The 12263-nt window shown below is 62.8% G+C and carries 14 protein-coding genes; 5 read left to right on the plus strand and 9 right to left on the minus strand.

Translation table 11 applies throughout. The annotated features are described in order from the left end of the window. Positions 1-42: 42 nt before the first annotated feature. The 6 genes from UB43_RS10390 to ttcA all read right to left on the minus strand — a co-directional run bounded on the left by UB43_RS10390 (position 43) and on the right by ttcA (position 4340). The gene (locus UB43_RS10390; protein ID WP_045210404.1) at positions 43-705 is read right to left on the minus strand and encodes an O-methyltransferase; all 663 of its coding nucleotides are present in this window, start codon (positions 703-705) and stop codon (positions 43-45) included. Between the two features lie 15 nt (positions 706-720). Beyond that, complete coding sequence (locus tag UB43_RS10395) at positions 721-1251, minus strand: C40 family peptidase (protein WP_045210405.1); 531 nt, start codon at positions 1249-1251, stop codon at positions 721-723. A gap of 80 nt (positions 1252-1331) precedes the next feature. Further along, positions 1332-1958, minus strand: coding sequence for a C40 family peptidase (locus UB43_RS10400; RefSeq protein ID WP_138215336.1), 627 nt, complete (start codon positions 1956-1958; stop codon positions 1332-1334). A gap of 69 nt (positions 1959-2027) precedes the next feature. Beyond that, positions 2028-2792 (minus strand): NAD-dependent deacylase, encoded by a 765-nt coding sequence (locus UB43_RS10405; RefSeq protein ID WP_045210407.1) that lies wholly within the window; start codon positions 2790-2792, stop codon positions 2028-2030. Between the two features lie 29 nt (positions 2793-2821). Beyond that, positions 2822-3493, minus strand: a complete 672-nt coding sequence (locus UB43_RS10410; RefSeq protein ID WP_045210408.1) for a DNA-3-methyladenine glycosylase I — start codon at positions 3491-3493, stop codon at positions 2822-2824. Between the two features lie 19 nt (positions 3494-3512). Beyond that, positions 3513-4340: a tRNA 2-thiocytidine(32) synthetase TtcA gene (gene ttcA, locus UB43_RS10415; protein WP_017522174.1), complete on the minus strand. Its 828-nt coding sequence runs from the start codon at positions 4338-4340 to the stop codon at positions 3513-3515. Between the two features lie 101 nt (positions 4341-4441). Here ttcA and UB43_RS10420 point away from each other — a divergent pair, with 101 nt between their 5' ends. The 3 genes from UB43_RS10420 (at position 4442) to UB43_RS10430 (ending at position 6523) form a co-directional block, all read left to right on the plus strand. Next, entirely contained in the window at positions 4442-5038 is a 597-nt protein-coding gene (locus UB43_RS10420) for a DNA-J related domain-containing protein (RefSeq protein WP_045210409.1), read from the plus strand. A gap of 160 nt (positions 5039-5198) precedes the next feature. Next, a complete protein-coding gene (locus tag UB43_RS10425) occupies positions 5199-5795 on the plus strand; it encodes a Yip1 family protein (RefSeq protein WP_024764594.1) in 597 nt (198 codons plus the stop codon). 230 nt (positions 5796-6025) lie between these two features. Next, positions 6026-6523 (plus strand): SprT family zinc-dependent metalloprotease, encoded by a 498-nt coding sequence (locus UB43_RS10430; RefSeq protein ID WP_045210410.1) that lies wholly within the window; start codon positions 6026-6028, stop codon positions 6521-6523. A gap of 6 nt (positions 6524-6529) precedes the next feature. Here the strand turns inward: UB43_RS10430 and UB43_RS10435 are convergent, their stop codons facing one another. Continuing rightward, positions 6530-7711 carry a CaiB/BaiF CoA-transferase family protein gene (locus UB43_RS10435; RefSeq protein ID WP_045210411.1) on the minus strand — a complete coding sequence of 394 codons (1182 nt, stop codon included), beginning with the start codon at positions 7709-7711 and terminating at the stop codon, positions 6530-6532. Positions 7712-7753: 42 nt separating this feature from the next. Then, entirely contained in the window at positions 7754-8893 is a 1140-nt protein-coding gene (locus UB43_RS10440; RefSeq protein ID WP_045210412.1) for an acyl-CoA dehydrogenase family protein, read from the minus strand. A gap of 145 nt (positions 8894-9038) precedes the next feature. Here UB43_RS10440 and UB43_RS10445 point away from each other — a divergent pair, with 145 nt between their 5' ends. After that, the gene (locus tag UB43_RS10445; RefSeq protein WP_045210413.1) at positions 9039-9503 is read left to right on the plus strand and encodes an N-acetyltransferase; all 465 of its coding nucleotides are present in this window, start codon (positions 9039-9041) and stop codon (positions 9501-9503) included. Positions 9504-9700: 197 nt separating this feature from the next. On the opposite strand, the gene UB43_RS10450 is transcribed toward UB43_RS10445, so the two are convergent. Beyond that, positions 9701-11017: an OprO/OprP family phosphate-selective porin gene (locus tag UB43_RS10450; RefSeq protein WP_045210414.1), complete on the minus strand. Its 1317-nt coding sequence runs from the start codon at positions 11015-11017 to the stop codon at positions 9701-9703. Positions 11018-11318: 301 nt separating this feature from the next. On the opposite strand from UB43_RS10450, the gene UB43_RS10455 reads away from it, so the two are divergent. Next, positions 11319-12233 (plus strand): DedA family protein/thiosulfate sulfurtransferase GlpE, encoded by a 915-nt coding sequence (locus UB43_RS10455; protein ID WP_045210415.1) that lies wholly within the window; start codon positions 11319-11321, stop codon positions 12231-12233. The last annotated feature ends 30 nt before the right edge of the window (positions 12234-12263 follow it).

Here is a 12263-nt window from a genome sequence, read left to right on the forward strand (position 1 = left end):
GAATCTAATTTATTTTCGGGTTGCTAAGCAAATGCTTCAGCCTCAGCGCTTGCGGCAAAGACTCATCCCATCCCCAATCGGCACCAGCGAGTAATCCACGCGCTCATCCGTCTTCAGCGCCAGGTTGAGTTGCTGGATCGCCCGCGTATCCGCGCTTTCCGGATTCGCTTCCAGCACCCGCCCACTCCACAGCACGTTGTCGAAGACCACCAGGCCGCCTTCGCGCAGCAGGGTCAGGGCGTGCTCCAGGTAAACGGGATAGTTGGCCTTGTCGGCATCGATGAAAACCAGGTCGAAACTGCCTTGCTGGTCGCCGGCCACCAGGGCTTCCAGCGTGACCAGCGCCGGCCCTAGGCGCAGCTCGATGCAAGCATCGACGCCAGCGTCATGCCAGTAACCTCGAGCGATGTCGTTGTACTCACCGGGAAGATCGCAACAAAGGATATGGCCGCCCTCAGGCAAGGCCTCGGCCATGCACAGGGCGCTGTAGCCGGTGAAGGTACCGATTTCGAGGATGCGTTTCGCGCCGGTAAGCCTGACCAGAAAGGCCAGGAACTGCCCCTGTTCCGGGGCAACCTGCCAGCGGGACATCGGCAGGTTGGCAGTCTCCGCGCGCAGGCGTGCCTTGAGCGGGGAGTCGCGCAGGGAGACGTCGAGAAGGTACTGGTAAAGCGAGTCGTCCAGGTTCAGCGTGCGGGTGGTCATGGGCCCTCCTGAGAATCAGGGGTGGAGGGCGAGACTCTGCACGGCGAGGACACGCTTGGCTTCCAGGAAGGCTTTCTGCCAATAGGCGCTGTCAAGGCTGTCCAGGCGTACGGTCCCGCCCGTTCTGGGCGCATGAACGAAGCGCCCTTCCCCGACATAGATACCCGCATGGCTGACACCACGTCCACCGCTGGTGGCAAAGAACACCAGGTCGCCACTCTGCAAGGACTCGCGACCAACGGTCGGAGCACGCATGGAAATCATCTCGCGAGTGGAACGCGGCAGCATCAGGCCGGTGGCATCGCGGTAAACGTAGCCGATCAGGCCGCTGCAATCGAACCCACCGTCGGGCGTATTGCCGCCCCAGCGATAGGGAGTACCGACCAGGCCAATGGCACGGATCAGGACATCGTCGGCAGCCTGGGTGTTGTAGACGGGAGCAGCGGGCGCGTTCACCACGGGAGGCGGCGACGGCGGAGTGCGACTGGCGCAGGCGGCCAGCGAGGCAAGAAAAGCGAGGAGAATGATGCGCTGAGGAACGAGCATGTGATGGCATCCCGTCAAGGAGTGCCATCACTTTGTACCAACAGTGACTTGAGCGCAATACTTAAAGTAAAACTTTAAGTTTAGCGTGTCACCGTCTTCGGCTCGTAACCCGGCTCGAGTACGCGTTTGGCTTCCATGTAGCTCAGGCGCCAGTAGCTCTCGTCCAGGCTGTCCACCCGCACACCACCGCCACGGCGGCTGGCGGAGTGGATGAACTGTCCGTCACCGATGTAGATGCCGGCATGGCTGACCCGACCGCGACCACGGTTGTTGAAGAAGATCAGGTCGCCCGGCTGCAGGTCTTCTTTCGAGACCAGCGGGACGTCCATGTTGATCATCTCACGCGTGGAGCGCGGCAGGCTGATGCCTGCTTCTTCGCGGAACAGATAGCCCACGAAGCCGCTGCAGTCGAAGCCGGTCCGCTCCGACTTCCCACCAAAACGGTACGGAGTACCGATCAGCGAGAACGCGCGGTCCAGAATGTCGGATACATGGGCAGTCGAACTGCCGTTATCGTTTTTGGCCCCCTCGTCCTGCGACTCATTCATCAGCGCTATGTTGTGCTGATTTACCTGGAACGCTGCTCGAGTGGCAGGCACTGAAGCGACCTGGTTCGGCTGCGATTCCGGCGAATGGCTGGCGCAAGCTGCCAGCAGCAGAACGAAACTCATGGGCACGAGGGGTGCTAAGCGTTTAAGCATGGGCACGACCGTGTCTCATTAGCTCCATTTATTAGCGGGCTAATTTGCCCGCTCAATGGGGGCAATGCAAGTTTTTTATCGAGGAATGTGACCCAGCAGGCGCGGCATAATGTCTAAGGCTCGACCAACCATTCTTTCATCGACCACAGAACTGAGGTCGGTCAGCCCCGGATTTATCTCGGCAGTGAAGCCACCCGCGTCCCGCGTGCGCAGCACTGGCTCGATGATATAGGGGAAGCTCGCGGTGGTCCCTACCAGCAGAACGGCGTCGAATCCCTTGCGCAATTGCGCATAGAGCGTGTCGATCGCCTCCTCCGGCAGCATCTCCTCGAACAGCACCACCGGTGGTCGCAATACGCCCGCACAGCGCACGCATTTGGGTGGCAGCGGGCCATCCAGATGTCCGGCCAGTTCGGTGTTTTCCAGCCCGCACGACTGGCAGTACAGCGGCGCCAGCTCGCCATGGATCTCGATCAGCCGCTCTGGCGGAGAGCCCGCCCGACGGTGGAAGCCATCGATGTTCTGCGTCAGCACCCAGCATTCGGGCTTGAGCCGTTGAAGTTCGGCGATGGCATCGTGGCCTGCATTGGGTTGTGCATTCAGGCAGGCCCTGCCCAGTTCGGCCAGGTATTTCCAGCACAGAGCGGGATCTTTCTGCAGCATCGGACCGGAGATCGCCACCTCGATGGGTATCCCTTCCGCTGTACGGCCGTTGTAAAGGCCGCCCAGGCCGCGATAGGTCGGCATGCCCGAGTCGGCGGAGAGCCCGGCACCGGTGATCACCAGGATGCGTTCGGCGCGAGCCAGCGCGGCGCCGGTGCGTTCGATGGCCAAATCCATGCGCCCCTCCTCCGCGGCCGGGCCGCGCGTCAGTGGTTGACCGTGTACGACAGCATCATCGAGATATGGCACAGCGGACGGCCACTTTGTTCCTGCCAGGTGTTGAACGCAGCTTGCACCAGGGCCAGGTCCTTCAGGCTGGTCGGCGTCTTGTCGACGATCTCCTGAGCCTTGAGCGCCGCGACCACATCATCACTGAGGACGAAGGTGTCCTTGCCGGCCATCCGCAGGAAGCGCGGCGCGGACATGCCGCCCAACTGATTGCCCCGCTTGGCCAGCAGCTTCCACAGGCCAACGATCTCGCTGGACGGCCAGTCGGCCAGCAGCTTGCCGAAGCCGCCGTATTCGCGGGCGATGTCGAGGACGAACTGCGCGTTGCGCGGGACGCTCTTGAGCTTGCCCAGGTGGCGGATCAGCCGGGTGTCCTGCATCAGGTTTTCCAGGCGTTCGCCGCCCATCAGCACGACTTTCTCCGGATCGAAGCCGAAGAAGACCTCCTCGAAGGCCGGCCACTTGGCGTCCACCAGGCTGTGCTTGAGCCCGGCGCGGAAGATGCGCAGGCTGATCAGCGACAGATAGCGATCATCGCCGACCGCCGCCAGTTCGGCCGGCGACTTGGCCTGCGGCATTCGTGCTTCCAGCGCTTCGACCGAACCGAAACGGTTCAGGCAGTATTCGTACAGCCACGGGTAATCGCGCATCGGGCGTCCTTGCGAGGTCTTACAGGTTCATCACGTCGAGGAAGCGCGGGGTGGCGGTCTCGTCGATGCGCAGGCTGTTGAAGTCGAACAGGTTGCGGTCGGCCAGTTGCGACGGCACCACGTTCTGCAGGGCGCGGAACATGATCTCGGTACGGCCCGGCGACTTGCGTTCCCAGTCCAGCAGCATTTCCTTGACCACCTGGCGCTGCAGGTTTTCCTGCGAGCCGCACAGGTTGCACGGAATGATCGGGAACTCCTTGAGCACCGAGTAGGCCTCGATATCCTTCTCGTTGCAGTACGCCAGCGGGCGGATCACCACGTTGCGACCGTCGTCGGACAACAGCTTGGGCGGCATGGCCTTGAGGGTGCCGCCGTAGAACATATTGAGGAAGAAGGTTTCCAGGATGTCGTCGCGATGGTGCCCCAGCGCCATCTTGGTCGCGCCGATCTCGTCGGCGTAGGTATAGAGAGTGCCACGGCGCAGGCGCGAGCACAGCGAGCAGGTGGTCTTGCCCTCCGGGATCTTCTCCTTCACCACCGAGTAGGTGTCCTTCTCGATGATGTGGTATTGCACGCCGATGGACTCCAGGTACGCCGGCAGCACGTGCTCGGGGAAGCCTGGCTGCTTCTGGTCCATGTTCACCGCGACGATCTCGAACTGGATCGGCGCTACCTTCTGCAGGTACAGCAGGATGTCCAGCAGGGTGTAGCTGTCCTTGCCACCGGACAGGCAGACCATCACCTTGTCGCCGTCCTCGATCATGTTGAAGTCGGTGACCGCTTCGCCAACCTGGCGGCGCAGGCGTTTCTGCAGTTTGTTCTGGTTGACCGAAAGGGTGCTGGCCATGGTGCTCTGGAATCCGAAAGGCAAGACGAAAAGCCGGTCATTTTACGCGCAAAGCGACGCGTACCCCAGCCCCTCTATCGGGCTACTGCTAATCTGACAGCATGACGCCTGATCTCGAACCTTCACTCGACCTGACAGACCAGCTCCTGCTGCTGCTGCGGGAAGCGCCTGAAGGAATCTCCGAATTCCAGCTGATCCAGCAACTGAAGGGGCGGCATTCCACCCATGTGCCCAACCTGCCGTTGACCGACAAGCTGGTGCTGTTCCGCACCCATTTCCTGGTGTTCAACGCGCTGTATCGACTGCGCGACCGGCTCTGGGAAGAAGGCGCCGCGCACCTGGAGATCGGCCCGCTGCAGATCCGTCTATCTCCTTATATGAGTGGCGTACAGGCGCTTGGCGAGCAGGACGCTCTGCGCGCCTACTACCTCGACGAGAAGCACCTGAAGGAAACCACCGAGCGCGACGTGGAGAAGCTGCTGGAAAGCTTCTGGACGCGCATGCAGGGCAACGAGGAAAAGGCCGCTGCGCTGGCCCTATTCGAGCTGGAAGACGGCCCGGTGGATTACGCGCTGATCAAGCTGCGCTACCGCCAACTGGTGAGCCAGCACCACCCTGATCGCGGCGGCAGCACCACGCGATTGCAGTCGATCAACAAGGCGATGGAAATTCTGGAGCGCTATTACAGCCGCCCGTGAAACTTCCATTTGCTCTAACACCACGGACGACGTGGCCTGCAGCCATTCCTATACTGCGACTTAAGGTCGCATAGGTCGGCCGGGCACCGGATGACGCTGGCTACGCGTATTCGGCGCCTCGCTGGGGGGCGACCTTCTATAAGAAGAGGAGAATGCTGACATGATCCATCATGTGTGGGGGCTCTTCACCCATCCCGATCAGGAATGGCAGGACATCCGTGGCGAGGAAGAATCCATCAGCCACATGTACCTGACCCACGTCCTGATCCTCGCTGCCATCCCGGTCATTTCCGCCTACATCGGCACCACGCAGGTCGGCTGGGTATTGGGCAATGCGGGACCGGTCAAGCTGACGGCCGCCAGTGCGATCCAGCTGACCATCATGACTTACATCGCCATGCTCGCCGGCGTCGCCGTGATGGGCGCCTTCATCCACTGGATGGCTCGTACGTACGACGCGTCGCCATCGCTGACCCAATGCATCGTCTTCGCTGCGTACACCGCGACTCCGCTGTTCATCGGCGGCCTGGCGGCGCTCTACCCGCACCTGTGGCTGGGCATGATCATCGGCACTGCCGCGATCTGCTACACCGTCTACCTGCTCTACGTCGGCATCCCGACCTTCATGAACATTCCCAAGGATGAAGGTTTCCTGTTCTCCAGCTCCGTGCTGGCGGTAGGACTGGTGGTGCTGGTGGCGATGATGGCCCTGTCGGTCATCCTCTGGGGCAGCGGCGTAGGCCCGGAATACACCTGATTTCACCCTCTGCAAAAGAAGCCGGGCCCTTGTGGCCCGGTTTCTTTTTGGCTCTTCACGGGAGCGAGCCGTCGGCTTCACCTCGCGAGCAAGCTCGCTCCTACAGAGGGCGTCACTTGCCTGAAACTCGTCCGGCTTGCCTGAACCTGCGCCCCGGACGAGCGGCCGCGAGAAATCCTCCACCCACGCTCCGACTGCGGCATAATCTGCCCCCGTCGGAGAACCACTGTATGCCTGAACAGCTCAACGCTCGCGTCGAAGCCTGCTACCAGCAGGCCGAAGCCTTCTTCCAGCGGCGCTTTCCCCGCCCGGAAGTGAGCTTCCGGCTACGCGGCCAGAAGGCCGGCGTCGCCCACCTGGATGAAAACCTGCTGCGTTTCAACCCGCAGTTGTACCGGGAAAACCACGACCACTTCCTGCAGCAGACCGTGGCCCATGAAGTGGCGCACCTGATCGCCCACCAGATGTTCGGTCCGCGCATTCGCCCCCACGGCGAGGAGTGGCAACTGATCATGCGCGGCATCTACGGCTTGCCGCCGGACCGCTGCCACACCTACGAGATCAAGCGCCGCCGCTCCACCCGCTACCTGTATCGCTGTCACTGTGGCGAGGGAAACGAATTCCCCTTCTCCTCCCAGCGTCACAACCTGGTCGCCCAGGGCCGCCGCTACTATTGCCGGCGCTGCCGCGCGACGCTGATCTTCACCGGCGAAACCCGCCGCGAGTGATGCTGCTCAGGCGATGACCTTTGCCGCCTTCAGTGCAGCAACCTGCTCGTCGGTGTAACCCAGCTCCGCCATCACCTCTGCCGTGTGCGCTCCCAGGGCAGCGCCGATGTGACGTGGCTCGGGCAGGCCGGCGGAGAAACGGATCGGACATGCCGCCTGCCGTTGCGCCCCACCCTTGCCGTTGGGCACCTGCGTGACCACACCCCGTTCACGCAACTGCGGATGCTCCACCGCCTCGGCCAGCGACAGCATTGGCTCGACGCAGGCGTCCAGCGCCGCGAAGCGCTCCTGCCACTGATCGAAATCCTGCTTCTCGAACTCGATGGCGATCTCGCGCTTGAGTGCCTGCTGCTCCTCCGGCTTGGGCGACAACCCACGCGCGGCCAGCTCCGGTCGGCCGATGGCGGCGCAGAACTGCTGCATGAATTGCGGCTCCAGGCTGCCCACTGAGAACCAGCGGCCATCGCGGGTGCGGTAGTAGTCGTAGAAGCTGCCACCGTTGAGCGCGAGGCCTTCCATCTCCGGCTCCACGCCCGCCGCGAGATAGCCAGCCCCGGCCATGCCGTGCAGGCTGAAGGCGCAGTCGGTCATGCTCACGTCGACCTGCTGCCCCTCGCCGGTCTGTTGCCGATGGATGACTGCCGCCAGCAGGCCCATCACGCCGTGCAGCGAACCGCCGCCGATGTCCGCCAGTTGCACGCCCAGCGGCAATGGGCCGGTCTCGCGGCGGCCGGTGTAGCTGGCCACGCCGGCCAGGGCGAGGTAGTTGATGTCATGCCCGGCGCGGTCGCGCAGCGGCCCGGTCTGGCCATAGCCGGTGATCGATACGTAGATCAGCTTCGGGTTGATCGCCTTGAGCGCCTCGTAACCGACGCCGAGCTTGTCCATCACGCCGGGGCGGAACTGCTCCAGTACGATGTCGTATTCCTGCACCAGTTGCTTCACCACCTCCACTGCCTCGGCCTGCTTGAGGTCCAGCGCGATACAACGCTTGTTGCGGTTGAGGTAGGCGTGGCTGGCGGAGGTGCCGTCCACGTGCGGCGGCAGAACGCGCACCAGATCCATGCGCGTGGGCGATTCCACACGAAGCACCTGGGCGCCCATGTCGGCCAGCAGCAACGAGGCGAACGGCCCCGGCAGCAGGGTGGAGAAGTCGAGGATCTTCAGGGAGGCGAGCGGGCCGTTCATGGGCACTCCTGTTTCGCTCAATCGATGCGTGGGCGCCGCGCCTCAGAGCTTCATGCCGCGGCTGATGATCTCTTTCATGATCTCCGAAGTACCGGCGAAGATGCGCTGGATGCGCGCGTTCGCGTACATCTTGCAGATCGGATATTCCCACATGTAACCCCAGCCGCCGTGCAGTTGCACGCCTTCGTCGACCACCTTGCACAGCAGTTCGGTGGTGTACAGCTTGGCCTCGGCGGCCACTTCGGGGGTGAGCTTCTTCTGGTTGTGGTCCATCACGCAACGGTCGGTGAAGACCTGCGCCACATCGATCTGCGTACGCATCTCGGCGAGCTTGAAGCGGGTGTTCTGAAAGTGTGCGATCGGGCGATCGAAAGCCTTGCGCTCCTTCACGTAGTCGACGGTCGCGTTCAGCGCCGCCTCCGCGCCGGCCACCGCGCCACAGGCGTTGGTCAGGCGTTCCTGGGCGAGCATGTTCATCAGGTAGAAGAAGCCGCCCTTGGCGTCGCCCAGCAGGTTTTCCTTCGGCACCTTCACGTTGTTGAAGAACAGCTCGGCGGTGTCCTGGCTTTTCATACCCAGTTTCTTCAGATTGCGTCCACGCTCGAAGCCTTCCATGCCACGCTCGACCACGAAAAGACCCATGGCGTGCTTGTTCGCCGGGTCGGTCTTGGCCGCGACTATCACCAGGTCCGCCAGCAGGCCATTGGAGATGAACACCTTGGAGCCGTTGAGGACGAAGTGGTCACCCTTGTCCACCGCCGTGGTGCGCATGCCGGCCAGGTCGGAGCCGGCGGACGGCTCGGTCATCGCAACGGCCAGGATGCTTTCACCACGGATGATTCCCGGCAGCCAGCGGGCCTTCTGCTCGGCGTTGCCGTACTCGGCGATGTAGGGGCCGCACAGCGCCGAGTGCAGCGGGATCATGAAACCCGGCTCGTTGATGGCGGCCAGCTCTTCACACATGATCTGTTCGTAGCGGAAATCCTTCAGAGCGGTTCCGCCGTACTCCTCTTCCGCCCAGGGCAGCAGGAAGCCCATCTCCCCCGCCTTGCGCCAGACACTGCGATCCACCACGCCGGCTTCCTCCCATTCCTCCTGGTGAGGCACCACTTCCTTGTTCAGGAAGGATCGGAACGCATCGCGGAACAGGTTGTGCTCAGTCTCGAAGTGATTGCGCAGCATGGTCGACTCCCGGTGGGTTGAGTGCCCGCAGGGTAGGTGCTGGCTGCGCGCGGCCTCAATGACGCGAGCGCTCAGGGTCGATTGACGCAATCGCCCAGCAGATGCGAGTGTGAAACTTCCCAAAGCTGCACCGGAGAGCGCCCGCATGCAGATTCGCCCTTTCCAGGCGGAGGACATCCCGCCGTACGAAAGCTGGTTCGACGATCCACTGCTCTACGCGCAACTGGGCCCGATGGATCGCTACTGGCTGGAACAGGTGCTGAAGGATGCGGACAAGGCCCAGTACAGCATTCTGCGTGGCGGCCTGCTGATCGCAGTGGTGGGGGTTTGCCTACCCACCGCGGCGCACCCGTACTACTTCGTCACCGACCTCGCCGTGCGCCCGGAGTTACGCGGCTCGGGCATCGGACGCGCGGTAATGGCACTGGTGATGAGCCGACCGGAACTGCAGGGCAGTCCCTTGTGGCGGGCCAGCGTGAGGCCGGACAACCCGACGGCGCTGGCTTTCCTGATCAAGCTGGGCTGGACGCGACTGGAAATGGGCAATCCGTTCGATGAGCTGCTCGAGTTCGAATTCCGCCGGCGCCCGGCAGGGCCCTTGCTTCGCTGAACTGGCCGGTGCGCAGGAGCGGACTCCGTCCGCGATGATTTCATCCTCGACGTGAGGCGGGCCAATCGCGGATTAATCCGCTCCCACGCCAGCGGGATGTTCGGCGCGCATTTGGAGGCAATTTCCCGACTCCCATAAAAAAACCCCCGCCGAGGCGGGGGTTCACACAAAGGAGTCAAACGGTAGAGCTGTAGTTCTTAGAACACGTACTGCAGACGGGTCACGACACCGTTGCCGTCGTCGTCGCCGTTGGCGTTGCGGATGCCGTCGGTGCTGACGTGAACGTAGTCCAGGGAGACCTTCACGGCTTCGTTGGCGTACCAGTTCACACCGATGGTGTTGGTGCTGGCCTTGGTGTCGCCCACGTCGCGGGTGGCGGTGGCCACGACCACGTTCGGGTCATCGACCTTGATGTGGTCGTAACGGTAGAAGACTTCCCAGGCACCGATTTCCTTGTTGGACGGCTTGATGGTGTCGAACTTGGCGCCATCGAGCTTGTACACGCGGGATTCACCGGTGATGGTGTAGGCCAGCTGGCCGTAGTAGCCGTCAGCCTTGATGTCTTCGTAAGCGTCGGCATCAGCCTTCAGCTTGCGCTTCAGGTATTCGGCCTGAGCGGAGAACGGGCCGAAGGCGTAGGCGAATTCAGCACCCCAGGTGGAGTCGTCCTTGTAGGAACCGGCCGGGCTCAGGGTAGCGCCGCCGAAGGTGGCGCGGTTGCCGTTGTCGCCAGCGTCGTTACCGCCGTTGGTGGCGATACCACGCATGCCCAGACGCGGACGGATGCGGGAGTCGAAGGCCACGTCGTCCAGGTCACGGTAGGCGTAGTCCACACCAATGTGCAGGACGTTGCCATCGGTGTTCAGCGGAGCGAACACACCACGGAAGTTGAACTGCTTGACGCTGTCGCCGTCGGTGTCGTCGGCGTCCTTGGCGTAAACGCCGGCGTCCAGGTAAGCCATGTTGGCGACGACGCCGCCAACCTGGGCACCCATGCCGTCCTGGTGGGTGTTGATCCAGTCAGCCAGTTCGTAGGCGCTGGTACGCTCGGTGGCGGTGACCCACTTGGAGCTGGTGGCTTTTTCCAGACCGAAGTCCGGGTCGAAGCGGCCGAATTTCAGGGTTACCGGGCTGAAGCCGGTGTAGCTGAAGGAAGCCTCGTCGAAGTAACCGTTGTCAGCGTTACCGGAGTTGTGGGACATGTCGTAGTTGATCTGGTATTTCCAGTCTTTGTAGACAGTGCCGCCCAGTTCCAGGTAGGCGCGGCGGAAGTAGGCGCCGTCACCGTTGTTGCCGTTCTTGGTGTAGAAACCATCGAAGCGGCTGTAATCCGCTTGCAGACGGCCACCGAGCTTGAAGCTGAATTCCTTGTCGGTGGTGCCGACTTCAAGACCGCCTTTGGTCTTGATTACGATATCGGCGCCATCGGTGGTGACTGTGCCTGCGAAAGCCTGGGCGGAAACGGCCAGTGCCAGGGCAGTGGCGGCGTAACCGGCGAAGTGCTTACGGATCATCGAAGATTCCCCTTAATGGTATTTGCGTTGAACACGCCGAGTGCCTGGCTGCTGCGCGCCCCCCAAGGACTCGCACAGGCCGTTCTGGCGGCCCCCGTTTGTGTTGCTGGGAATCTTGGCGAGGGGTTATTTCAGATCAGTTGCTCGTAGATAAAACTTTTATTACAAAGGAACTTTTGATTTCCTTATGGCATAAAGGTCCTAGGCCGCGCTCCACTAGGCTTGCAGCCCCATTCTGAAGTCCGCTTTGCCGGTATGCTGTCGCCTTCCCCTGAAAGACCTTTCCCGCTCAGGCTTTCCCATGCACGAACTGCAACCCCTGATCCAGCAGCACGGCCTCACCCTGCTGTTCTTCAACGTCCTGCTCGAGCAGCTGGGCCTGCCGATTCCGGCCTACCCGGCGCTGATCGTCGCCGGCGCCCTGGCGCTGCAAGGCAGCGGCGTGCCGCTGGGCCAGGCGCTGGCGGTGGCCGTATGCGCCTGCCTGATCGCCGATCTGATCTGGTTCTGCGCCGGGCGGCGCTACGGCGGCTTCATGCTGCGCAGCGTGTGCAAGGTCTCACTGTCGCCTGACAGCTGCATTCGCCAGAGCCAGAGCCTCTACCTGCGCATCGGCCCACGCGCGCTGCTGATCTCACGCTTTCTCCCCGGTGCCAGCGCGCTGACCACCACCATGGCCGGCATGACCCGCACGCCGCTTCCGCGCTTCCTGGCCTACGACTGCGCCGGCGCTGCGCTCTGGGCCGGCTCGGCGTTGATGCTCGGGAGTATTTTCAGCAACGCGGTCGATCGCATCCTGGGCTGGCTCACCGAGTACGCGAGCGTTGGCGTGTCGGTCTTGCTGGGCGCCTTCGCGTTGTTCATCGCCTGGAAGCTCTGGCAGCGCTTCAGCCTGCTCAAGCGCACCGCGCGGGTTCCGCGCATCAGCGTCGACGAGCTGCGAGCGCGCCTGGACGCTGGCGAGCCCCCGCTGATCCTCGATGTGCGCGCGCAGTTCGATGATGAGGCCATTCCCGGCTCCATCGCCTTCAGCCTGGACGGGGCACTCGATGAGCTGCGTGGCAGCCTCGAAGACAAGGACGTGGTGATCTATTGCGCCTGCCCCCACGAGCTTTCCGCGGCGATGCTGGCGGAGCGGCTGCAGGCCTTCGGGCACCCGCGTACGTGGGCGCTGTCGGGTGGGCTGGATGCCTGGCGGGCGCAAAGCCCGGGCTGAGGACTCTTGTGTAGGAGCGCGCCATGCGCG

It is taken from the genome of Pseudomonas sp. 21 (genome assembly GCF_000955805.1).
Taxonomy (GTDB): Bacteria; Pseudomonadota; Gammaproteobacteria; order Pseudomonadales; family Pseudomonadaceae; genus Pseudomonas.

What these genes read in the sequence shown, in the direction of transcription:
- UB43_RS10390 (WP_045210404.1), bottom strand. Translation starts at nt 705, where the DNA reads ATGACCACCCGCACGCTGAACCTGGACGACTCGCTTTACCAGTACCTT.
- UB43_RS10395 (WP_045210405.1), bottom strand. Translation starts at nt 1,251, where the DNA reads ATGCTCGTTCCTCAGCGCATCATTCTCCTCGCTTTTCTTGCCTCGCTG.
- UB43_RS10405 (WP_045210407.1), bottom strand. Translation starts at nt 2,792, where the DNA reads ATGGATTTGGCCATCGAACGCACCGGCGCCGCGCTGGCTCGCGCCGAA.
- UB43_RS10410 (WP_045210408.1), bottom strand. Translation starts at nt 3,493, where the DNA reads ATGCGCGATTACCCGTGGCTGTACGAATACTGCCTGAACCGTTTCGGT.
- ttcA (WP_017522174.1), bottom strand. Translation starts at nt 4,340, where the DNA reads ATGGCCAGCACCCTTTCGGTCAACCAGAACAAACTGCAGAAACGCCTG.
- UB43_RS10420 (WP_045210409.1), top strand. Translation starts at nt 4,442, where the DNA reads ATGACGCCTGATCTCGAACCTTCACTCGACCTGACAGACCAGCTCCTG.
- UB43_RS10425 (WP_024764594.1), top strand. Translation starts at nt 5,199, where the DNA reads ATGATCCATCATGTGTGGGGGCTCTTCACCCATCCCGATCAGGAATGG.
- UB43_RS10430 (WP_045210410.1), top strand. Translation starts at nt 6,026, where the DNA reads ATGCCTGAACAGCTCAACGCTCGCGTCGAAGCCTGCTACCAGCAGGCC.
- UB43_RS10435 (WP_045210411.1), bottom strand. Translation starts at nt 7,711, where the DNA reads ATGAACGGCCCGCTCGCCTCCCTGAAGATCCTCGACTTCTCCACCCTG.
- UB43_RS10440 (WP_045210412.1), bottom strand. Translation starts at nt 8,893, where the DNA reads ATGCTGCGCAATCACTTCGAGACTGAGCACAACCTGTTCCGCGATGCG.
- UB43_RS10445 (WP_045210413.1), top strand. Translation starts at nt 9,039, where the DNA reads ATGCAGATTCGCCCTTTCCAGGCGGAGGACATCCCGCCGTACGAAAGC.
- UB43_RS10450 (WP_045210414.1), bottom strand. Translation starts at nt 11,017, where the DNA reads ATGATCCGTAAGCACTTCGCCGGTTACGCCGCCACTGCCCTGGCACTG.
- UB43_RS10455 (WP_045210415.1), top strand. Translation starts at nt 11,319, where the DNA reads ATGCACGAACTGCAACCCCTGATCCAGCAGCACGGCCTCACCCTGCTG.